This window comes from Pseudomonas sp. E141, assembly GCF_052659885.1.
Genome location: NZ_CP084024.1, coordinates 5,065,719 through 5,085,317, shown reverse-complemented (window position 1 = coordinate 5,085,317; position 19,599 = coordinate 5,065,719). Strand labels below are relative to the sequence as shown.

Annotated in this window: 18 protein-coding genes; 5 read left to right on the top strand and 13 right to left on the bottom strand. The window is 63.2% G+C overall.

From position 1 onward, the window contains the following. Positions 1-112: 112 nt before the first annotated feature. The 5 genes from GKKCFE_RS22715 to GKKCFE_RS22695 form a co-directional block, all read right to left on the bottom strand. Positions 113-1,129 (bottom strand): lysylphosphatidylglycerol synthase domain-containing protein, encoded by a 1,017-nt coding sequence (locus GKKCFE_RS22715; protein WP_160893667.1) that lies wholly within the window; start codon positions 1,127-1,129, stop codon positions 113-115. After that, on the bottom strand, positions 1,116-2,414 hold the full coding sequence (clsB, locus tag GKKCFE_RS22710) for a cardiolipin synthase ClsB (protein WP_047229760.1): 1,299 nt from the start codon (positions 2,412-2,414) through the stop codon (positions 1,116-1,118). Before clsB ends, GKKCFE_RS22715 begins: the two co-directional genes overlap by 14 nt. Then, positions 2,411-3,223, bottom strand: coding sequence for an endonuclease/exonuclease/phosphatase family protein (locus GKKCFE_RS22705; protein ID WP_076383448.1), 813 nt, complete (start codon positions 3,221-3,223; stop codon positions 2,411-2,413). The genes clsB and GKKCFE_RS22705 overlap by 4 nt, the downstream gene beginning before the upstream one ends. Further along, positions 3,220-4,146 carry a DUF72 domain-containing protein gene (locus tag GKKCFE_RS22700; protein WP_047229758.1) on the bottom strand — a complete coding sequence of 309 codons (927 nt, stop codon included), beginning with the start codon at positions 4,144-4,146 and terminating at the stop codon, positions 3,220-3,222. The genes GKKCFE_RS22705 and GKKCFE_RS22700 overlap by 4 nt, the downstream gene beginning before the upstream one ends. A gap of 208 nt (positions 4,147-4,354) precedes the next feature. Next, complete coding sequence (locus tag GKKCFE_RS22695) at positions 4,355-8,668, bottom strand: DEAD/DEAH box helicase (protein WP_445577121.1); 4,314 nt, start codon at positions 8,666-8,668, stop codon at positions 4,355-4,357. 300 nt (positions 8,669-8,968) lie between these two features. Between GKKCFE_RS22695 and GKKCFE_RS22690 the strand changes: the two genes are divergently transcribed. Then, positions 8,969-9,853: a sugar nucleotide-binding protein gene (locus tag GKKCFE_RS22690; protein WP_076386543.1), complete on the top strand. Its 885-nt coding sequence runs from the start codon at positions 8,969-8,971 to the stop codon at positions 9,851-9,853. Then, positions 9,846-10,775, top strand: coding sequence for an NAD-dependent epimerase/dehydratase family protein (locus GKKCFE_RS22685; RefSeq protein WP_445577120.1), 930 nt, complete (start codon positions 9,846-9,848; stop codon positions 10,773-10,775). The genes GKKCFE_RS22690 and GKKCFE_RS22685 overlap by 8 nt, the downstream gene beginning before the upstream one ends. Before the next feature lie 135 nt (positions 10,776-10,910). Here GKKCFE_RS22685 and GKKCFE_RS22680 read toward each other — a convergent pair whose 3' ends face one another. From GKKCFE_RS22680 to GKKCFE_RS22660, 5 genes are all read right to left on the bottom strand, one after another. Then, the gene (locus tag GKKCFE_RS22680; protein ID WP_076383451.1) at positions 10,911-11,609 is read right to left on the bottom strand and encodes an OmpW/AlkL family protein; all 699 of its coding nucleotides are present in this window, start codon (positions 11,607-11,609) and stop codon (positions 10,911-10,913) included. A 256-nt stretch (positions 11,610-11,865) separates the two neighbouring features. Continuing rightward, positions 11,866-12,384 (bottom strand): DUF3299 domain-containing protein, encoded by a 519-nt coding sequence (locus tag GKKCFE_RS22675; protein WP_047229754.1) that lies wholly within the window; start codon positions 12,382-12,384, stop codon positions 11,866-11,868. An 11-nt stretch (positions 12,385-12,395) separates the two neighbouring features. After that, positions 12,396-13,661, bottom strand: a complete 1,266-nt coding sequence (locus tag GKKCFE_RS22670; protein ID WP_047229753.1) for an ABC transporter permease — start codon at positions 13,659-13,661, stop codon at positions 12,396-12,398. A gap of 1 nt (position 13,662) precedes the next feature. Continuing rightward, positions 13,663-14,373, bottom strand: a complete 711-nt coding sequence (locus GKKCFE_RS22665; RefSeq protein WP_076383452.1) for an ABC transporter ATP-binding protein — start codon at positions 14,371-14,373, stop codon at positions 13,663-13,665. Positions 14,374-14,534: 161 nt separating this feature from the next. Next, on the bottom strand, positions 14,535-15,125 hold the full coding sequence (locus GKKCFE_RS22660; protein WP_076383453.1) for a DUF2796 domain-containing protein: 591 nt from the start codon (positions 15,123-15,125) through the stop codon (positions 14,535-14,537). Positions 15,126-15,257: 132 nt separating this feature from the next. On the opposite strand from GKKCFE_RS22660, the gene GKKCFE_RS22655 reads away from it, so the two are divergent. Further along, positions 15,258-15,605 (top strand): hypothetical protein, encoded by a 348-nt coding sequence (locus tag GKKCFE_RS22655; protein WP_047229750.1) that lies wholly within the window; start codon positions 15,258-15,260, stop codon positions 15,603-15,605. A 67-nt stretch (positions 15,606-15,672) separates the two neighbouring features. Here the strand turns inward: GKKCFE_RS22655 and trxA are convergent, their stop codons facing one another. From trxA to GKKCFE_RS22640, 3 genes are all read right to left on the bottom strand, one after another. Continuing rightward, the gene (gene trxA / locus GKKCFE_RS22650) at positions 15,673-16,545 is read right to left on the bottom strand and encodes a thioredoxin (RefSeq protein ID WP_076383454.1); all 873 of its coding nucleotides are present in this window, start codon (positions 16,543-16,545) and stop codon (positions 15,673-15,675) included. Between the two features lie 177 nt (positions 16,546-16,722). After that, a complete protein-coding gene (locus GKKCFE_RS22645) occupies positions 16,723-17,382 on the bottom strand; it encodes a class I SAM-dependent methyltransferase (protein WP_445577119.1) in 660 nt (219 codons plus the stop codon). After that, complete coding sequence (locus GKKCFE_RS22640; protein ID WP_173406495.1) at positions 17,379-17,849, bottom strand: YbaY family lipoprotein; 471 nt, start codon at positions 17,847-17,849, stop codon at positions 17,379-17,381. The genes GKKCFE_RS22645 and GKKCFE_RS22640 overlap by 4 nt, the downstream gene beginning before the upstream one ends. 127 nt (positions 17,850-17,976) lie before the next feature. On the opposite strand from GKKCFE_RS22640, the gene nrdR reads away from it, so the two are divergent. Beyond that, positions 17,977-18,441, top strand: a complete 465-nt coding sequence (gene nrdR / locus GKKCFE_RS22635; RefSeq protein WP_024778359.1) for a transcriptional regulator NrdR — start codon at positions 17,977-17,979, stop codon at positions 18,439-18,441. Then, positions 18,438-19,571, top strand: coding sequence for a bifunctional diaminohydroxyphosphoribosylaminopyrimidine deaminase/5-amino-6-(5-phosphoribosylamino)uracil reductase RibD (gene ribD / locus GKKCFE_RS22630; RefSeq protein ID WP_339492172.1), 1,134 nt, complete (start codon positions 18,438-18,440; stop codon positions 19,569-19,571). The genes nrdR and ribD overlap by 4 nt, the downstream gene beginning before the upstream one ends. Positions 19,572-19,599: the final 28 nt, after the last annotated feature.

The window sequence follows — 19,599 nt, the reverse complement described above, 5'->3', positions numbered from 1 at the left end:
CTCCCACAGGAGATCTTTGGTGGACAGGAATCCTATGTTCGCCGCAGATCAATTGTGGGAGCGAGCCTGCTCGCGATGAGGCCCGCTCAGACAACCCATACTCAGAACCCCGTCACTTAGGCCCCGGCTTGACCCGCAATGCCTTGGCCTTCGCCTCGATCACCAGGTACATCACCACCGTGATCAATAACGGCAAGATGAAGTAAATCGCCCGATAGGCAATCAGCCCCGCCAGCAGGCTGCCACGAGAAACCTCGTGCTGCAGCAGGGCAATGAACACCGCCTCCAGCACCCCCAATCCCGCCGGAATGTGCGTGATGACCCCGGCAATGCTGCTGATCATCAGCACCCCGAGCACCACCGGATAATCCAGCTTGCCCGGCAGCAGGGTGAAGATCACCGCCGCCATCAGCGACCAGTTCAACGCCCCCAGCGCCAGTTGCAGCCCCGCCATGCGCAGCGACGGCAGGTTGATTTCCATGCCGCGGATGGTCCAGGCCCGACGTTTGGAAAACCGACAGGCCACCAGATAACCGGCACTGATGCACAGCAGCAGCACGCCCACGCCTTGCAGCGCAGTGCTGCTCAGTTTCCAGCCCGGTGGCATCGTTACCAGGCCACTGCTGAACACCACCCCGGCCAACGTCATGTAGCCAAACCAGTTCGTGGCCAGGCTCAGGCCGAGGATCTTGGCGATGTTCCCGTTGCTGACCCCCAGCCGTGAATACAGCCGGTAGCGCATGGCGATGCCGCCGACCCAGGCACTGAGGTTCAGATTGAAGGCGTAGCTGATCACCCCCACCGGCAATATCTGCCGCCAGCCCAGTTTCTGCCGTATGTAGGTGCGGCCGATCAGGTCGTAGCAAGCGTAAGTGATGAAACTGGTAACGGTGAGCGCAGCGGCAATGAGCAACGTGCGCAGTTTGAAGTCCGCCAGGGTCGCGAACACTTCGGCCCAGTCAATGCGCCGGGCCAGGGCAGTGAACAACACGATCAGCAGCAGGAAGAAGGCCAGGGTCAGTGGGCGTTTCCAGCGGCTCCAGCGTGATTTGGGTTTGCTGTGTTCGGCCGCGTGGGCATCAGATGCGTGGGCATCACTTGGCGCCGTGTGCGCGTCAGAGTGGTTCATGGGGTTCGCTCCGAACCGCCGTGGGCGGCGAAAAAGGTTTCAGGCGCGGCTTATGGGCTGGCAGCCAGCCGGCCCAGGCCGGAAAGTGGCGCAGGAAGTGAAACACCATAAAGCCGATGGTCATGCGCCACAGCAGGCCCCGAGGGGCAGGGTTGGCCGGCATGACGGTGCAATGGTTGCGGCTCAGATCATCGAGGCGCTCGAACAATTCACGGTTGAAGGCCCGGTCGCGGATCAGCACATTGGCTTCCAGGTTCAGGGACAGGCTCAGGGGGTCGAGGTTACTTGAGCCCACCGTGCTCCAGTCCTCATCCACCAAGGCGACTTTGCCGTGCAACGGCCGTTCGCAATACTCGTAGATCACCACGCCGGCCTTGAGCAGATAGTTGTACAGCATCCGCGCCGCGAGCTTGGCGATCATCATGTCCGGCTGGCCCTGCAGGATCAGTCGTACTTCCACGCCACGCCGCGCGGCATTGCGGATCTCGCGCAGCAGCCGGAAACCGGGGAAGAAATAGGCATTGGCAATGACCACGCGTCGCTGGGCGCTACGCAATACTTGCAGGTACACCTCTTCGATGTCGGTCTGATGCTCATGGTTGTCGCGATAGACCAGCCGCACCTGACCATCATGATCGTTGAAGGCCAACTCGTTGCGGCGGCTGCGGCGGCGTTGCCACCAATATTTGGCCCGGCTGGGCCGACCGCTCTGCAACAGCGCGAAGTGATGGATATCCACCACCGCCGGTCCTTTGACCTCCACGGAATAATCCTGCTTGGCCTCGGGACCGAAGTCGCCCAGATGGTCTGCGGAAAAATTGATCCCGCCGATAAACGCGATCACACCGTCCACCACGACGATCTTGCGGTGCAGGCGCCGGAACCAGTTGGTGCGGATGCCCAGGTGCCGGGGTGCGGGATCGAATATCTGCAAACGCACCCCGGCGTCGCTCAATGTCGCCAGAAATTCCGGGGTCAGCTCGCCGCAGCCAAAACCGTCCAGGCTGACGGTGATGCGCACGCCACGTCCGGCCGCGTCCACCAACAGGTCCCGTAGTTCGATACCGACTTTGTCCTCGAACAGAATGAAGGTCTCAAGGAGGATTTCCTTTTCGGCCCGGCGTATGGCCTCAAAGACCCTGGGAAAATACTCCTCGCCGTTCTCCAAAAGCGTGACCCGGTTATTGCCGTGCCAACCGTACTCGATGTCCACCAGCGCCGGATTGCGCTCGGTCGGCGGAACCTCTACCTGTTCCACCGTCGCCTTGTTCATAGTCGCGCTCATAATTCGATCTCCACCGAAAGCGGTGCATGGTCGGAAAGGTGCGACCAGGGGCGTACGTTCAATACCTTGGGATGACGGGCCTTGAGGTTGCGCACGTAGATGCGGTCCAGACGCAGGACCGGCAGGCGCGCCGGAAAGCTGCGGGCCGGCTTGCCCCATTGCTCGGCGAACACCTCCCGCAGGCCGCTGGGTTCAAGCAGCTCGCTGGCTTTGCCGCGCCAGTCATTGAAATCCCCGGCGACAATCACCGGCGCCTCGGGCGGCAGTTCGCTCAAACGCTGGCAAAGCAGTTTCAATTGCTCGACACGATGCCCCTCGCGCAACCCCAGGTGCACGCAGATGGCGTGGATTTCCCGCTCATCGCCGCCCGGCAGACGCAGCACGCTGTGGAGCATGCCGCGGCTTTCATGGCCGCTGATAGACACGTCCAGGTTGTCGTGGCGAATGATCTGGAATTTGGACAGCAATGCGTTGCCATGGTCCCCCGCCGGGTACACCGCGTTGCGCCCGTAGGCGAATTGTGGCCAGAGGCTATCGGCGAGGAATTCGTATTGCGGCATGCTCGGCCAGTTGGAATAGCGCTGCGGGTGGTGTTCGTGGGTGCCGTGGACTTCCTGCAAGAACACCACGTCGGCGGACACACTGCGCACCGCCTCGCGCAGTTCCGGGAGGATGAAGCGCCGGTTCAGGGCGGTGAAACCTTTATGGGTGTTGACCGTCAGGACGGTGAAGCGATTGATCCGGTCGAGGTCTTGCGTCCGTTCCTGGGTTGGATCGCGGGTCGTTTCGGTGAACTCCGGGATGCTCATGGCAATACCCCCTCGGCCGGGCGCTCGCCGGGCGTGGTGGCCAGGTCCTTGTCCAGGTCGAAGTGCTCCAACAAGTGACGCGCGTCATAGGGCGCACGGACTTTGATGTCATTGTCGAAATAGCAGAACACCTCCCGGCTCTTGCGGGCGCGGGGTTTCTTTTTCGGGTCGATCAAATGGGCATCGCGCGGTTGTGTGCCGTGGCTCCAGGCCTCGATCCGCTCGCCCCAGCGTTTCAAGGCCGCATCGGTGTAGCCGCTGGCGTATAGCTCCTCGGCTCCGTGCAGGCGCAAGTACACGAAGTCGCTGGTAACGTCTTCGCGATACGGCCATTTTCCCGCGGTGTCAGCGATCACCAGTGCCACGTCGTAGCGTTTGAGCAAGGTGATGAAGTGTGGATCGATAAAGCTTTCATGACGGATCTCCACCGCGTGACGCAGCGGCCGCTTCTTGTCGGCCTGGGTGCTGGCGTGGCCGTTCAGGCGCGGTTCGTGCTCCCGGGCCAGGGCGGCGGCATCTTCGGTGTTGTGGGGCAGTTGCTTGAGAAAGTCTTCGAACAACTCGGGATCGAATTTGAAACTGGGAGGAAACTGCCAGAGGATCGCGCCGAGTTTCTCCTTGAGCTCCAGCACGCCGGAAGCGAAGAAATTGGCCAACGGCTTGTGAATGTCCCGAAGACGTCTGATGTGGGTGATGAAACGCGGCGCCTTGACGCTGAAGACGAAGCCGGGCGGGGTCTCGGCGTACCACTGGGCATACCGTTCGGGGCGTTGCAGGGCGTAGAACGATCCATTGATTTCGATGCTGTTGACCGCTCGCGAGGCGAATTGCAATTCCCGTTTCTGGGTCAGCCCCTTGGGGTAGAAATCCCCCCGCCAAGGCGTATAACGCCAACCGGAAATGCCAATGTGGATCGCCGTCATGTGTCCCTCCCGTGCCAATGACCTCGTACCGCCTGTGTCTTTTGATGACTGTCGCGCGGGGTAGAAAGTTTCGATGGAGTTACCGACGGTGAGGGCAGGTGAAGTCCTGCAGTCTTGTTCGCTGTGTTTCAATAGTTGCTCAATGGGCCCCCAGCGCAGATCAAATGTGGGAGCGAGCCTGCTCGCGATGAGGTCCGTCCAGACACCCTCAACTTCTCTGGATCAGCTTGTTCCTTACCTCAGTCATGCCCTGCGCATCCAGCTCCAGCCACACATGCTGTTTGCCCGCGATCTGCGCCGCCGCCGGCAGGCCATCGCGATACACCAGCCGATTGCTGGCCAGCGCCGGTACTTTCGCTCCCGGCAACAAGGTGCCGGCCAGGTTCAGCGGGTCGACACCGCACACCGCGACCAGGGCGCCGTCGCTGGGGCGGCGGCGCACTTCCCGCAGCAATGGAATGGCTTCGGGCAGGGCGAATTGCTCGCCCGCCAGGCCGCTGACAAAACGTCCGCCGCGAATCTCTCCCCGCGCCTCCAGGCGATGAAACGTGCGCAGTAACTCGCGCCAGCTCGGCAACCAATCCGCCTCCCGCTCCAACAGGCGCCAGAACACCACGCCATAACGGCGCAGCAAGGTCATGGCGATGTGTTCCAGGGTGTCGGGCGGTATCGCCGCTGGCCGGTTTCCTTCCTCGGGCTCTGGTGTGCTACGGCGTAACAAGGCCCAGCGCCCGGCATCGTCCATGCCGCCAACGAATGCCCCGCGCCCGCGCCGACTGCTGCGCGCCTGGCGCTTACTGGCAGGGGTGATCAACGCGCGCAACCCGGCGAAGCTGTCGGCATTTACCAGCCCGGCGCCTACCAGTTCCTGTAGCGCGATTTCCAGTTCGCTGCGCAGCAAGTGCGCCTCGTGCAACAACTCATCGAAAAACAGCGCGCCGTGTTCGCTGAGGGCCTTATGGACTTTTTGCGTCTTGGGTGACAGCTCGCTGGGAGGGGTCTGTTCAGTCAGGCTGCTCCAGAGGGCGACCTGATTGCGCGGCAGCAACACAATCGGCGTGCTGCGCAAGGCGCTGGAAGATTGCTTCTGACGAGCGCTCAGGCGCGTCCACACCAGCTTGCCGCTGCGGCACAGCTCATCGAGCCAACTCGGGGAATAGTCCTTGATCCGCGCCGGCAACAGGTCGCTGTCCCACGCCGAGGCGGCGGCCGGATAGCCTTCGAACTGGCTGATGATCGACGGCAGCACCGCGTTGCCCCGGCCTTGGGTGGACGGCGACAGATGCTGCCAGTCGAACAGGAACCGCATGAAATCCTGCAACATCACCGGCTCGATTTCCCGGCGCAGGCGCTTGACGGTGTAGCGGTGGATACGCGCCAGCAAATGCCGCTCGCACCATTCTTCCTGTCCGCTGCCGGGGGTGAATCGGCCACGCAGCACGTAGCCTTGCTGTTCCAGTTGCGCCAGGGCCTGGGTGATGGGCGGGGGCGTTAGCCCCAGCGGGTAGGCGATGGCCTCCAGCGGCAGTGGACCAAAGGCGCTGAGCCGCGCGCGCAGTACCTCCACCATGGCCTCATCGCGGTCCCAGGGTTCATCGAAACCCGCCAGCGGCGTCAGCGGCGGTCGCCATTGAGCCTGTGGATAAATGGCTTGCAGACACGTCAGCCGTTCCAGCGCCACCCACAGACCTCGTTCGGCGCTGATCTGTACATGACTGGCGCGGCCGCGCTCGGCCAGGGCCTGCAGCCAGTCCAGCCACGACGGCTGAGCACTTGCCTCGCTGTCGGCGATGCAGGCCAGGCTCATCAGTGCTTCGTGCATTTCATCGAGGTTGGTGGGGGCCGGCCAGGCTTCGTCCCGTACCGCCTGGATGGCGTCGGCGTCGAGTGCGCCGAGGTCGTCGGTAGACTGCGGGTCGCTCCAGCGCCGGTTGATCACCGCTTGGGTGCGGCGTTCTTCCAGCGGGGCGTCGTCGAGAAAGGTGTAGGGCCGGGCGCTGAGGATTTCCGCCGCCAGGGGCGAGGGCGCCGGCAGATCGCGGCTGATCAGACGAACCTCGCCGGCTTCCATGCGCTGCAACAGCGTCAGCCACCCTTCGCTGTCCATGGCTTCGTGCAGGCAGTCGTCGAGGGTCTGTTCCACCAGTGGGTGATTGGGGATTTCCCGTTCGCCGGCGAGGTTCTCCAGGCAGGCGATCTGGTCCGGGAATACGCTGGCGATCAGGTCTTCGCTTTTCATGCGCTGGATCTGCGGAGCGACTTTGCGTCCGCCCGAATAGCGCGGCAAGGCCAGGGCGACACTGGCATTCCAGCGCCAGCGCACGCCGAACAGCGGCGCATCCAGCACTGCCTGGATCAATATCTGTTCGGCACTATGGCTATTGAGATAGCGCCAGACCTCGTCCAGCTCGAAGCTGTGGCTGGTGGACAGCGACAGCACAATGGCGTCTTCGCTGGCGGCGGCCTGCAATTCGAAATTGAAGGTGCGGCAGAAACGCTTGCGCAGGGCCAGGCCCCAGGCGCGGTTGATGCGGCTGCCGAACGGCGTATGGATGATCAGTTGCGTGCCGCCGGACTCGTCGAAAAACCGCTCCATCACCAGTGTGTCCTGGGACGGCAGGGCGCCGAAGGTCAGGCGTGCCGGGGCCAGGTAGTCCACCAATTGTTCGGCACTGGCCAGGTTCAGTTGCAAGGTGCCGGTCAGCCAGTCGAGGGCCGGTTGCAAGTTGCCCGGCGTGGCACCGAGCAGTTGGTCCAGTTGGGCTTGCAGGCGGGCTACCGCCAGGGACAACTCGGCGCTGCGGCCAGGGGCTTCGCCAAGCCAGAACGGAATGGTCGGCGGCTGGCCCTGGGCGTCCTCGACCCGCACCCGACCGGTCTCCACGCGAATGATGCGGTAAGAGGTATTGCCCAGTTGGAACACGTCGCCGGCAATGCTCTCCACGGCGAAGTCTTCGTTGACGCTGCCGATGTTCAATCCTTGGGGTTCGAGCAGCACGCTGTAGTCGGCGTTGTCCGGGATGGTGCCGCCGCTGGTCACGGCGGTCAGCTTGCTGCCCCGGCGCCCGCGCAGGGTGCGGGTGACGGCGTCGCGATGCAGGTACGCACTGCGCACGCCCTGACGACCATTGAGGCCCTCGGCGAGCATGTGCAGCAGCGCCTGATAGTGGCCGTCGTCCAGCTCGGCATAGGGCGCGGCGCGGCGAAAGGTTTCCAGCAGCGCCTGTTCCGGCCATTCCTGGCAACTGACCTCGGCGACGATCTGCTGGGCCAGCACATCCAGTGGCGCCTTGGGGATGTGCAGAATGTCCAGCTCGCCACGGCGCACGCAATCGAGCAGGGCGACGCATTCGATCAAGTCGTCGCGGGTGGTGGCGAACAGGCGTCCCTTGGGCGTGCCGCCAACCTGATGGCCCGAGCGGCCGACCCGTTGCAAAAACGCCGAGATCGACCGCGGCGAGGCGATCTGACACACCAGGTCGACGTCGCCGATATCGATGCCCAGTTCCAGGGACGCGGTGGCGATCAACACCTGCAACTCGCCGCGCTTGAGCCGTTGTTCGGCGTCGAGGCGAAACTCCTTGGCCAGGCTGCCGTGGTGGGCGGCCACGGCGTGCTTGCCCAGGCGTTCGCTCAAATGACGGCTCAGGCGTTCGGCCAGTCGCCGGGTGTTGACGAAAATCAGGGTGGTGCGGTGTTCCCGGGCCAGTTCGGCGAGGCGGTTGTAGACCAGTTCCCAAACATCATTGGCCATCACCGCCGAGAGCGGCACGGGTGGCACTTCTATGTCCAGGTCCCGGGGGCGGGCGTGGCCGATGTCGACGATTTCACAGCTGCGCCCCTGGCCAACGAGAAAACGCGACACCGCTTCGATGGGTTTTTGCGTGGCGGACAGACCGATGCGCATCAGCGGTTCGGCGCACAGCGCTTGCAAACGCTCCAGGCTCAAGGCCAGGTGACTGCCGCGCTTGCTGGCGGCGATGGCGTGGATCTCGTCGACAATGACGGTGCGGGTGCTGGCGAGCATTTGCCGGCCGGAATCGGAGCCGAGCAGCACGTAAAGCGATTCGGGAGTGGTCACCAGAATATGCGGCGCGGTCTTGCGCATCGCTGTGCGGTCTTTTTGTGGCGTGTCTCCGGTGCGCACGGCGGTGGTGATGTGCAACGGCGGCAGGCCCATCTGCCGCAATTGTTCGGTAATGCCGGCCAGTGGGTTTTGCAGGTTGATCTGGATGTCGTTGCTCAGTGCCTTGAGCGGCGAGACGTAGACCACCAGGGTCTGGTCCGGCAGACCGCCCTGTTCCAGGCCTCGGTGTACCAGGTCATCCAGTACGGCAAGAAATGCCGTCAGGGTCTTGCCCGATCCCGTGGGCGCAGCCACCAGGGTCGAACGGCGCTGCCCGATCAACGGCCACGCCCGGGCCTGGGCGGCCGTGACCGCCGGGAATGTCTGGCTGAACCAGGCGCGAACGGCGGGATGAAAGCCTGCCATGGCGTGGTCGGCTGGGAAGGGCAGATTCATGTGGGCAGTTATGCGGGTGGGATGGGGAAGATGCAAGTACCTCTGAGCGATGCCTGGCCTGGGAGGGCCTCATCGCGAGCAGGCTCGCTCCCACATTCGACCGCATTCTTTCTGAAGAGACTCGCTCCATTGTGGGAGCGAGCCTGCTCGCGATAGAGCCTGTGAACCTTACACAAATACCGGATCTGCACTTTACGGATGACGGTTGCGCACTAAACCCGCAAAATGCAACGATTCCGACAACGCCTGCGGGCGTTGTCGACCCAATTCTTTTGCCAACAGACCGGGCCTGCTGACTTTATGCGAATGCGCCTTATGTTACTGGGCGGCGGAAATGCCCTTGGGCAGGCGCTGATTCGCCTCGGTGCGGAAGAAGACATCGGTTTTCTTGCCCCCCGCCCCCCCGAAGACGGCTGGGATGCCGCGAGCCTGACGCAGCTGCTGGACGACACTCGACCGGACGCCTTGATCAACCTGGCGTACTACTTCGACTGGTTCCAGGCTGAGACCGTCAGCGAGCAGCGCCTGGCCAGCCAGGAGCGCGCTGTCGAGCGGCTGGCCGAGCTGTGCCAGCATCACAACATCATTTTGCTGCAACCGTCGAGCTATCGCGTGTTTGATGGATCCCGCGCTACGGCCTACAGCGAAAAGGACGAACCCGTGCCCTTGGGTCTGCGCGGTCAGGCCTTGTGGCGGATCGAGCAGAGCGTGCGCGCCACCTGTCCGCAACATGTGCTGTTGCGTTTCGGCTGGCTGCTGGACGACAGCGCCGACGGCATCCTGGGACGTTTCCTGGCCCGGGCCGAACAACCCGAAGACCTGCTGTTGGCCGACGACCGTCGGGGCAATCCGACGCCAGTGGACGACGCGGCGCGGGTGATCATCTCGGTGCTCAAGCAACTCGATTGCGCCGCGCCGTTGTGGGGCACCTACCACTATGCCGGGCATGAGGCGACCACGCCGCTGGCGTTGGGGCAAGCGATCCTCACCGAAGCCCGGGCCCTGCATCCCCTGGCAATCGAATCGCCTACCCCCCAGGCACACGCCGCACGGCCGGACGCCGCGGAAGAACCGCAGCATGCTGTGCTGGCCTGCAAGAAAATTCTGCACACGTTCGGGATCAAGCCCCGCGCCTGGCGCGCTGCACTCCCGGGCTTACTGGATAGGTTTTATCGTCATGGCTAAAGGTCCTGTTTTAATCACCGGCGGCGCTGGTTTCATTGGTTCGCACCTGACCGACGCCTTGCTCGCCAAGGGTCATTCGGTACGCATCCTCGATGACTTGTCCACCGGCAAGCGCAGTAACCTGCCGCTGGACAACCCTCTGGTTGAACTGATCGAAGGCGACGTGGCCAATGCGGCGCTGGTAGCCCGGGCCGTGGCCGGTTGCAGCGCCGTGGCGCACCTGGCAGCAGTGGCTTCGGTGCAGGCCTCGGTGGACGACCCGGTGCGCACCCACCAGAGCAATTTCATCGGCACCCTCAATGTCTGCGAAGCCATGCGCCAGGCCGGGGTGAAGCGGGTGCTGTTCGCCTCCAGCGCAGCGGTCTATGGCAACAACGGCGAAGGTGAGTCCATCGACGAAGACACGCCCAAGGCCCCGCTCACGCCATATGCTTCGGACAAGCTGGCCAGCGAGTTCTACCTGGACTTCTACCGCCGCCAGCACGCACTGGAGCCGGTGGTGTTCCGCTTCTTCAACATCTACGGCCCGCGTCAGGATCCGTCCTCGCCTTATTCCGGGGTCATCAGCATCTTCAGCGAACGGGCACAGAAAAGCCTGCCGATCACGGTGTTCGGCGACGGCGAGCAGACCCGGGATTTTGTCTACGTCGAAGACCTGGTGGACGTGTTGGTGCAGGCCATTGAAACACCTGAGGTGCAAGTGGGCGCGGTGAACGTCGGCTGGAACCAGGCCACGACCCTCAAACAATTGCTCCAGGCCCTGGCCGTGGTGGTGGGCGATCTGCCGCCGATCAGCTACGGCCCGGCTCGCTCCGGCGACATCCGCCATTCCCGGGCTGACAATCGCCGGCTGTTGGAGCGCTTCAGCTTTCCACCACAAACGCCGATGAGCGTGGGGCTGGCGCGGCTGCTGGAACGCTGAATCCTACGCCACCAAAAACTGTGGGAGCGAGCCTGCTCGCGATAGCGGTTTATCAGCTGGCATCAATGCCGGCTGATCCAACGCAATCGCGAGCAGGCTCGCTCCCACAGGTTTTTTCTTAATCTCAAGAATGATTTAGAACTTGTAACCCAACCCCACCATGTAGATCCAAGGGTCCACATCGACATTCACCTTGGCCCGGGTTCCGCTGGCCACGGCGTTGTTGTCCACATAGGCGGTGGTGTCGATGTCGATGTAGCGAATCTGGCCGTTGACCATGATGTTGTCGGTCAGCATGTAGTCGGCGCCCACTTGCCACGCCATGCCCCAACTGTTGCTCGCCCGGAAGTTGCTGAAGCCGTTGGCGCTGGCTTCGCTGCCGACGTGCTCATCGTAGATCCAGGTGTAGTTGATGCCGGCGCCGACATAAGGCTGGAAGGCCGACTTGGCGTCGAGCGGGTAGTAGACCAGGCTCAGGGTTGGCGGCAGGTGCTTGAGGGTGCCGAGCTTGTTGTTGGCCGCACCCAGGGCGGTGCCTTTGATCTTCACATCGTGCTCGAACGGCGACGCGGCCAGCAGTTCGATGCCCAGGTTGTTGGTGATCATGTAGGCGAAGTTCAGGCCTAGCTGTGTGTCGCTGCTCATGGTTGCCTTGCCGCCAAGGTCGGCGCCGGCCAGCGGGCCACGATCGACCTTGACGCTGGAGCTGTCGGCTTCCGGGTTGACGGTGATGGCGCCAGCGCGAACGATGATGTCGCCAGCGGTATGAGCCTGGGCGAGCGGGGAGGCGAGCGCGAGGGCCACGAGGGAAGCGCTGAGCAGAGACTTTTGCATGGGGGCTCCAGAGGGCATCTAAAATTGATGTCTCATGGTACGCAGCGCTCTAGGGCGGTCTTTTGACTCAGCTCAATGAGTCTGGGTCTATTAATTGACTCAGCTCAATAAAATGATGATGAGGAAATCTTGAGGGCCCCATCGCGAGCAGGCTCGCTCCCACATTCGACCCCATTCCTTCTGACGAAACTCGGTCAACTGTGGGAGCGAGCCTGCTCGCGATAGCTATTTCATTGCCAACATATCACCACCAGATTCACTCCGGCAGCTCATACACATAAATCTTCTCAGCCGCCATCTGATACCCGGCATCGGCCAGTTCACTGGTGGACGGCTTGACCTGCATCGGCCCTTCGACCCAGTACGGCTGGTACAACTCGTCGAGCTTGACCCCGATTTCACTTTTCACATGCACGATCTGATTCGACGGCGGTGGCGGTACGTGGATGCAAGCGCCGAAATACGGCACCAGCAAAAAGTCCGTGGTGCGGCCTTCCTCGCTGACTTCCAGCGGCACGATGTAACCCGGCAAACGAATCTGCTGGCCGTCGAGTTCCTTGACCACCGGCGCGTTGGGCAGATCCTGCTTGGCCGCGGGGGCCGCTTCGGCGGCCAGGGCATCGCTCATCTGCGACAGGTCGTGCAGCGGCGTCATGTTCGGCACTTCCGGCGGTGCGTCCGGCGGGATCATTTCCTGCCACGACAAGTCCCTCGGTTCGGCCGCCCACAGCGGTAGGGCGACCGTCATCAACAGCGCAAGCAAAGCGCGGGGCATCTTCAACGTCCTCATAAACGGATCGACAGGCCATCGGCCAACGATTGGCGATAGGCGCGCCAGGCCGGCACGCTGCCCATCAGTAGAGCGGCGACCAGAATGCCAGCCATCAGCGTCCATTCATATTCGCTCGGCCAGGCCAAGGGCAGATACAACCCATAGGCCGACTGCACATAACCCTGCGCGGCGGCGATGCCGATGTACAGCAGGGCCAGCCCGGCGGCGACCCCGGCCAGCGCCAGGGCGAAGGCTTCGAGCACCAGCAGGGTCGCGATGTGCCACGGCCGCGCGCCCACCGAGCGCAGGATCGCCATCTCCCGCCGCCGCTCGTTGAGGCTGGTGAGGATCGCCGTGAGCATGCCGATCAGACCGGTCAGCACCACGAACAGCGAAATCACGAACAAGGCTTTTTCCGCCGTGCCCATCAGGCTCCATAACTCCTGCAACGCCACGCCGGGCAGGATCGCCAGCAACGGCTCGCCGCGGAACTCGTTGATCTCGCGCTGCAGGGCGAAGGTGGAAATCTTGCTGTTGAGGCCAAGCATGAACGCGGTGATCGCCTTGGGCGTCAGGTCCATGTTGCGGGCCTGGTCGGCGCTGATGCGGCCCTTGCCCTGGGCCGGCACACCGTTTTTCCAGTCGATGTGGATCGCTTCCATGCCGCCGAGGCTGATGTGCAGCGTGCGGTCCACCGGGGTGCCGGTGCGCTTGAGAATACCGACCACGGTGAAGGGCTTGTCATCGTGCTTGACCAGGCTGACCACCGCCACGCCGTGGGCCAGCACCAGTTTGTCGCCCAGCGTGTAATGCAGCGCCTCGGCCACTTCGGCGCCGAGCACCACTTCGAATGGATCGGTGGCGAAGGCGCGGCCCTCGGCCAGCGCCAGGTGTTGCCGGCGACCGTATTGGTAATGCTCGAAGTAGGCCTCGGTCGTGCCCATCACCCGGTAGCCGCGATGGGAATCGCCCAGGGACATGGGGATCGCCCACTTCACTTTCGGGTTGCTGGCGAACTGCTCGAAGCTGTCCCAGCGGATGTTGTTGGTGGCGTTGCCGATGCGAAACACCGAATACAGCAGCAGGTTCACCGAACCCGAGCGGGCACCGACGATCAGGTCGGTGCCACTGATGGTGCTGGCGAAACTGGCCCGCGCCTCGGTGCGGACCCGCTCTACCGCCAGCAGCAGGCACACCGAAAGGGCAATGGCGAATGCGGTGAGGATCGCGGTGAAACGGCGGTTCGCCAGGCTGGCCATGGCAAGACGGAACAAATACATCTCAGACCTCGAGTGGCGTGGCGGCGCGATTGAGATCGGCCAGCGAGAGGTTGCGGTCGAACAGCGGCGCCAGGCTCTGGTCATGGCTGACGAACAGCAGGCTCGATCCGGCCTCGCGGCATTCAGCGAACAGCAGCCGCAGGAAGTTTTCCCGGGCGTCGTAGTCCAGTGCCGAGGTGGGTTCGTCGGCGATCACCAGTTCCGGCTGGCCGATCAATGCCCGGGCGGCTGCTACCCGTTGCTGCTGGCCGATGGACAGCGAGTCGGCGCGGCGCCCAAGCAGATTCGTGTCGGTCAGGCCCAAGTGCGCCAGCAGCGTGGCAGCAGCTTGATCGACGCTGCCGTGACGCTGGATCGCCCGTTGTGCACGCAGTTTCGAGAAGTGACAGGGCAGTTCAACGTTCTCGCGCACCGAGAGAAACGGCAGCAGGTTGAATTGCTGGAAGATGTAGCCGGTGTGGTCGACGCGAAAGCGGTCGCGGGCCCCGGCGCCCAGTTCGGTGAGTTCCTGGCCGAGCAGGCGAATGCTGCCCCGGTCCGGTGTCTGCACACCGCCCAGCAGCCCCAGCAGCGTGGTCTTGCCGCTGCCGCTGGGGCCTTTGAGAAACAGCGTCTCACCGGCCTCCAGGCGAAACGCCGGGATATCCAGCAAGGGTGGATGTCCGGGCCAACTGAAGCCCAGGTCGGACAGTTCGATGAGTGCTTGAGTCATGTTTGCGGGTTCAAAAGATGAATACCTGTGGGAATACCGGTGGGAGCAAAGCTTGCTCGCGATGAGGCCGTCACATTCAACTTGGGTGTCGACAATCGAACCGCCATCGCGAGCAAGCTTTGCTCCCACCAGGCTCGCTCCCACATTGGTTTTGCGGTCAATCAGAACTTCAGGGTGGGGGCCTTGGCCGTCACTTCCACGCCTTGCTGGCCGCTCGGGCTGATCAGTTGTACCTGAATTTTCTGGGTGGCCGGGAAGGTTTTGAACAGGGTCGCCAGGTCCAGGTTTTTCAACTCGCCCGGGGTGGCGCAGGTGAACTGGTAGTGGGCATGGATTTCACTGTGTTCGCCGTGGTGTTCGTCGCCATGCTCATCTTCGTCGTGGTCATCGTGGTCCGGTTCATCGCCAAACAGCGGACTCTCCAGTTCCTGCTGGGCCACGGTGCATTTGGCGGCGGCGGGCAGGCTGAACAGCGCCAGCGGCTTGTCCAGTTGCGCACGCACGGCGGCGACCTTGGCCTTGTCGGCATCGCTGGTGGCGGCGTGTTCGAAGCCCACCAGGTTCATCGCCGGGCTTTCCAGCTCCAGTTCCAGGGTTTGGCCATCCAGGGCGGCATTCAGCCGGCCGACACCGTGTTCATGGGCGCCGAGGCTGCCGTGCTCGTGATCATGATCGTGGTCATGCTCGACCGCCGCATGGGCGACAGCCAAGGGCAGCAGGGCGAACGGCAGGGCGAGAAGCAGACGGCGCATGACGAGTCTCCAGATAAAATGTGTGTTCTGTTATGTAATCTTATAACGAAAGTGCGCAGAGTTTGACCGGCTGCTTGGCGTCGCGCAAGGCCCATGGGAGCATGGGCACATGAAATTTTCAGGAGCACGGTAATGTTGCGGATACGCGGAACCGTCGGTGATTGGCCGGTGGACTTGTCGATCGACATGGATGAGGGCGACTGGGCGCAGCTCGGCGCGCAGCTGCAAACGGTCAGGCCCGATAACACGGCGACGGCTGCGGCCAGGCCGGCCAACCAGGACGATGCCTTGTGGCAGATCGCCAGGGAATTGCTGCGCAAGGCCGGGCAACTGAGCGGTCCGGACCTGCTGGAACAGCTCGAAGGCCTGACCGGCAGCGCCCCGGCCGGCAAACGCCTGTTAGTGCGCTTGCGCCATAGTCCGGACGTGAAAGTCATCAGCGGCGGCGATACACCGCTCTACAGCTGGCACGCAGATTGAGCCGCAAGCCCCAAGCTGAAACGAATCGCCGCTTGCAGCTCGAAGCTTGCAGCTTGCAACGGCTCCTCTAGTACAACGCCGCAAACAGCTTGCGGCGATAGGTCGTCACCAGCGGATGGTCGTTGCCCAGCAATTCGAAGACTTGCAGCAACGTCTTGTGGGGCAGGCCTTCGCTGTAGCTGCGGTTGCGGATGAACAGCTTGAGCAGCGCGTCGAGGGCCGGCTCGTACTGCTGGCGGGCCAATTGCTGGATTGCCAGTTGATACACCGCTTCGTCGTCCTGCGGATCTTTCGCCAGGCGGGCCTTGAGATCGGCGGCGTCCGGCAGATCCTTGGCCAGGCCGAGGAACTGGATCTGTGCCTTGGCCCCGGCCAGCGCGGCCTTGTGCTCGTCGCTTTTCACCGCGTCGAGCACGGTTTGTGCCTCAGTCAGCTCACCGCGCTCGGTCAGGCAGCGGGCATACAGGATCAGCGCCTTGGCGTTGGTATTGTCTTCCCCCAGCAGTGCAGTGAGCACGGCCTCGGCATCAGCGAAACGCCCCTCGTCGAACAGCGCCTGGGCCTGTTCAAACGGGTCGGCGGCGGCCGGAGGCGGCATCTGTACATGGGGTTCGAGCATCGCCCGCACGGCGGACTCCGGCTGGGCCCCGGCGAAACCGTCGACGGGCTGGCCGTCCTTGAACAGCACCACGGTAGGCAAGCTGCGAATGCCGAAGCGGGCGACGATGTCCTGCTCGATGTCGCAGTTGACCTTGGCCAGCAGCAGTTCGCCCTGATAGCTCTCGGCAATGCCCTGCAGCATCGGCATCAACGCCTTGCACGGCGCGCACCACTCGGCCCAGAAATCCACCAGCACCGGTTTGTGAAAAGAGTTGGCGATCACCGACTGGTCGAAATCGGCGGTGGTGGCGTCGAAGATGTACGGGGTGTCCTGGGTCATGGGGAATCTCGTAGAACGCTTGAATGGGGCAACTATACGGCTTGGTGGGGGGCGGCTGAAAGCGGGGGGTTGCGGTGCCTTATCGCGAGCAGGCTCGCTCCCACATGGGATTTGTGATGAACACACATTTTGTATTCGACACAAAACCCTGTGGGAGCGAGCTTGCTCGCGATGCTTTTATGACTGGCGCCGCGCGTGGTACAGGCTCACATGCCGAAACTGCTCGGGCTCGGCCAGATCCGGCAAGGTCATGGCTTCGAGCATTTCGATGCGCCGGTACAGCGGATGCTGGAAATCCCGCACCCGGGAGTCGGCCACCAGGGCCTCGCGACCGCGACTGAGGAACTGGTCGAGCAACGGCAGGTTGGCGCGGTCGTAAAGCACATCCGCCACCAGGATCAGGTCGAAGCGATCGTCCTCGGCGAAAAAATCCTCCGAGTACCCAAGCGTTACATCATTGAGCAGGGCATTGGCCTGGCACGCAGCAAGCGCCAGAGGATCCAGATCACAGGCCACCACCTCCAGCGCCCCGGCCTTGAGCGCGGCAATACCCGCCACGCCGGAACCGGCGCCGAAGTCCAGCACTCGCTTGCCTGCGACCCAATGCGGCTGTTCGACCAGATAGCGTGCCATGGCCAGGCCGCTGGCCCAGCAGAAGCTCCAGTAAGGTGGTTCGTGGAGAATGCGCCGGGTTTCTTCCGGGCTGAACGCGCGGTCCATGTTATCGCCGTCGATCAGCCACAATTTCAGCTCAGTCTCAGGCAGTGGGCAAGCCACTAGGCGCGCGTCTCCAAGCAACTGGCCCAACGCGTGTTGCAGGTCTTGCGGTGAATTCATGGCGCTTTGACAAATTGCAGCGCGCCCAGCGCCTGAGTGGTCGGCTGGCTGATGCGTTGCTCCGGCAGATGCAGGATCAACTGGCCCGACTGGCTGGCGCGGCCGCGCAGTTCCACGCGGGCGCCAACCGGGAAGGCTTCGGGGTTGAAGCGCAGGCGAAAGGGTAGCGCCTGGTTGGTGCCGATCAGGCTGGAGCTGGCGAGCAATTGTTGCGGACGGTCCTTGTCATCGATCACCAGCAGCGCCAGTTCGACCTCGGCCCCGGCCGGTATCCCTTGCAGGGTGCCGCTCAACTCCCGCTGGTGCGCCGGTAGCGGCCCCAGTTCGGCGGCCTGGCGGGCTTTTTCCTGGGCCTGTTTCGGCGCAGGGGGCTTGGCCGGGGCGGGGGCATCGGGTTTGGGGGCGTCGCTGCTGCACGCCATCAGCAGGCTGAATAGACTGAGCAAAACGAGCGATCGTAGCGGCATGTGTGGCTCCAGCAAGGTAAATTCCAGGGGGCTGACGGTAACCCCGTCTGTATACCGTAAACCCTATGGCTTGTCTTGCCAGTGGGATGCGCTACCATGGCCCTCCCTTTTTTTGTTGCCTGCCACCATGCACTGTCCCTTCTGCGGTGCCAACGACACCAAGGTCATCGACTCGCGACTGGTCGCCGAGGGCGAACAGGTCCGCCGCCGGCGCGAATGCCTGGCCTGCGGCGAGCGTTTCACGACGTTCGAGACCGCTGAACTGGTGTTGCCGCGCCTGATCAAGACCGACGGCAGCCGTCAGCCGTTCGACGAAGACAAACTGCGCGCTGGCATGCAGCGCGCCCTGGAAAAACGCCCGGTGAGCGTCGAGCGCCTGGAAGCGGCGCTGGTGCACATCAAGCACAAGCTGCGGGCCACTGGCGAACGCGAGGTCAAATCCCTGGTGGTCGGTGAACTGGTGATGGCCGAGCTGCAGAAGCTCGATGAAGTCGCCTACATCCGTTTCGCCTCGGTCTATCGCCGTTTCCAGGACTTGAACGAATTTCGCGAAGAAATCGACCGCCTGGCCCGCGAACCGGTGAAAGAATGACCAGCCCGGCGCAGCAGGCGGTCCTCGACGCCCAATACATGGCCCGTGCCCTGGAACTGGCGCGGCGCGGTCACTACACCACGCACCCCAATCCCCGGGTAGGTTGCGTGATCGTGCGTGACGGTCAGGTTGTCGGCGAAGGTTGGCACATTCGCACCGGCGAACCCCATGCCGAAGTCCATGCCCTGCGCGCCGCCGGTGAACAGGCTCGGGGCGCCACGGCTTACGTGACCCTCGAACCCTGTAGTCATCACGGGCATACGCCGCCCTGTGCCGATGCGTTGGTCAATGCCGGCGTGGCGCGGGTGGTGGCGGCGATGCAGGACCCGAACCCGGAAGTCGCCGGGCGCGGCCTGCAGCGGCTGGCCCAGGCCGGTATCGCCACCGAAAGCGGCGTCCTGGAAGGCGAAGCCCGCAAGCTCAATGAAGGTTTTCTCAAGCGCATGGAACACGGCTTGCCGTTCGTGCGGGTCAAGCTTGCCATGAGCCTCGATGGCCGCACCGCCATGGAAAGCGGCGAAAGCCAGTGGATCACCGGCCCGGCTGCACGTTCGGCGGTGCAACGCCTGCGCGCCCAGGCCAGTGTGGTGCTGACCGGTGCCGATACGGTGCTGGCCGACAATGCCCGGCTGACCGTGCGCGCCGATGAACTGGGCCTGGATGCGCAGCAGACCGCGCTGATCATGAGTCGTCCGCCGTTGCGGGTACTGGTTGACGGTCGTCTGCGCGTGCCGCTGGACGCACCTTTCTTCAAGGCTGGCCCGGCGCTGGTCGCTACCTGCATGGCGGTGGAAGAACAATACGCCAATGGCCCAGAATGCATGATCGTGGCGGGCGACGATGGCCAGGTCGATCTGCGTCGCCTGCTGATGGAGCTGGCGGGCCGCGGCGTCAATGAAGTGCTGGTGGAAGCCGGCCCACGCCTGGCGGGGGCTTTTGCCCGGCAAGGATTGGTGGATGAGTTCCAGATTTTCATCGCCGGCAAGTTCCTTGGCTCTTCGGCACGACCGTTACTGGATTGGCCGCTGGCGCAGATGAAAGATGCCCCGGAGCTGAAAATCACCGAAATCCGTGCCGTGGGCGATGACTGGCGAGTCATCGCCGTTCCCGTTTCGCAGGCCCGCGTATAATTCCCGGCTTTCGCTCAAGCGGCGGCCC

Excerpts from the sequence above, each read along its gene's own strand:
- GKKCFE_RS22715 (WP_160893667.1), bottom strand. The coding sequence starts at position 1,129 with ATGAACCACTCTGACGCGCACACGGCGCCAAGTGATGCCCACGCATCT.
- clsB (WP_047229760.1), bottom strand. The coding sequence starts at position 2,414 with ATGAGCGCGACTATGAACAAGGCGACGGTGGAACAGGTAGAGGTTCCG.
- GKKCFE_RS22705 (WP_076383448.1), bottom strand. The coding sequence starts at position 3,223 with ATGAGCATCCCGGAGTTCACCGAAACGACCCGCGATCCAACCCAGGAA.
- GKKCFE_RS22700 (WP_047229758.1), bottom strand. The coding sequence starts at position 4,146 with ATGACGGCGATCCACATTGGCATTTCCGGTTGGCGTTATACGCCTTGG.
- GKKCFE_RS22695 (WP_445577121.1), bottom strand. The coding sequence starts at position 8,668 with ATGAATCTGCCCTTCCCAGCCGACCACGCCATGGCAGGCTTTCATCCC.
- GKKCFE_RS22690 (WP_076386543.1), top strand. The coding sequence starts at position 8,969 with ATGCGAATGCGCCTTATGTTACTGGGCGGCGGAAATGCCCTTGGGCAG.
- GKKCFE_RS22685 (WP_445577120.1), top strand. The coding sequence starts at position 9,846 with ATGGCTAAAGGTCCTGTTTTAATCACCGGCGGCGCTGGTTTCATTGGT.
- GKKCFE_RS22680 (WP_076383451.1), bottom strand. The coding sequence starts at position 11,609 with ATGCAAAAGTCTCTGCTCAGCGCTTCCCTCGTGGCCCTCGCGCTCGCC.
- GKKCFE_RS22675 (WP_047229754.1), bottom strand. The coding sequence starts at position 12,384 with ATGCCCCGCGCTTTGCTTGCGCTGTTGATGACGGTCGCCCTACCGCTG.
- GKKCFE_RS22670 (WP_047229753.1), bottom strand. The coding sequence starts at position 13,661 with ATGTATTTGTTCCGTCTTGCCATGGCCAGCCTGGCGAACCGCCGTTTC.
- GKKCFE_RS22665 (WP_076383452.1), bottom strand. The coding sequence starts at position 14,373 with ATGACTCAAGCACTCATCGAACTGTCCGACCTGGGCTTCAGTTGGCCC.
- GKKCFE_RS22660 (WP_076383453.1), bottom strand. The coding sequence starts at position 15,125 with ATGCGCCGTCTGCTTCTCGCCCTGCCGTTCGCCCTGCTGCCCTTGGCT.
- GKKCFE_RS22655 (WP_047229750.1), top strand. The coding sequence starts at position 15,258 with ATGTTGCGGATACGCGGAACCGTCGGTGATTGGCCGGTGGACTTGTCG.
- trxA (WP_076383454.1), bottom strand. The coding sequence starts at position 16,545 with ATGACCCAGGACACCCCGTACATCTTCGACGCCACCACCGCCGATTTC.
- GKKCFE_RS22645 (WP_445577119.1), bottom strand. The coding sequence starts at position 17,382 with ATGAATTCACCGCAAGACCTGCAACACGCGTTGGGCCAGTTGCTTGGA.
- GKKCFE_RS22640 (WP_173406495.1), bottom strand. The coding sequence starts at position 17,849 with ATGCCGCTACGATCGCTCGTTTTGCTCAGTCTATTCAGCCTGCTGATG.
- nrdR (WP_024778359.1), top strand. The coding sequence starts at position 17,977 with ATGCACTGTCCCTTCTGCGGTGCCAACGACACCAAGGTCATCGACTCG.
- ribD (WP_339492172.1), top strand. The coding sequence starts at position 18,438 with ATGACCAGCCCGGCGCAGCAGGCGGTCCTCGACGCCCAATACATGGCC.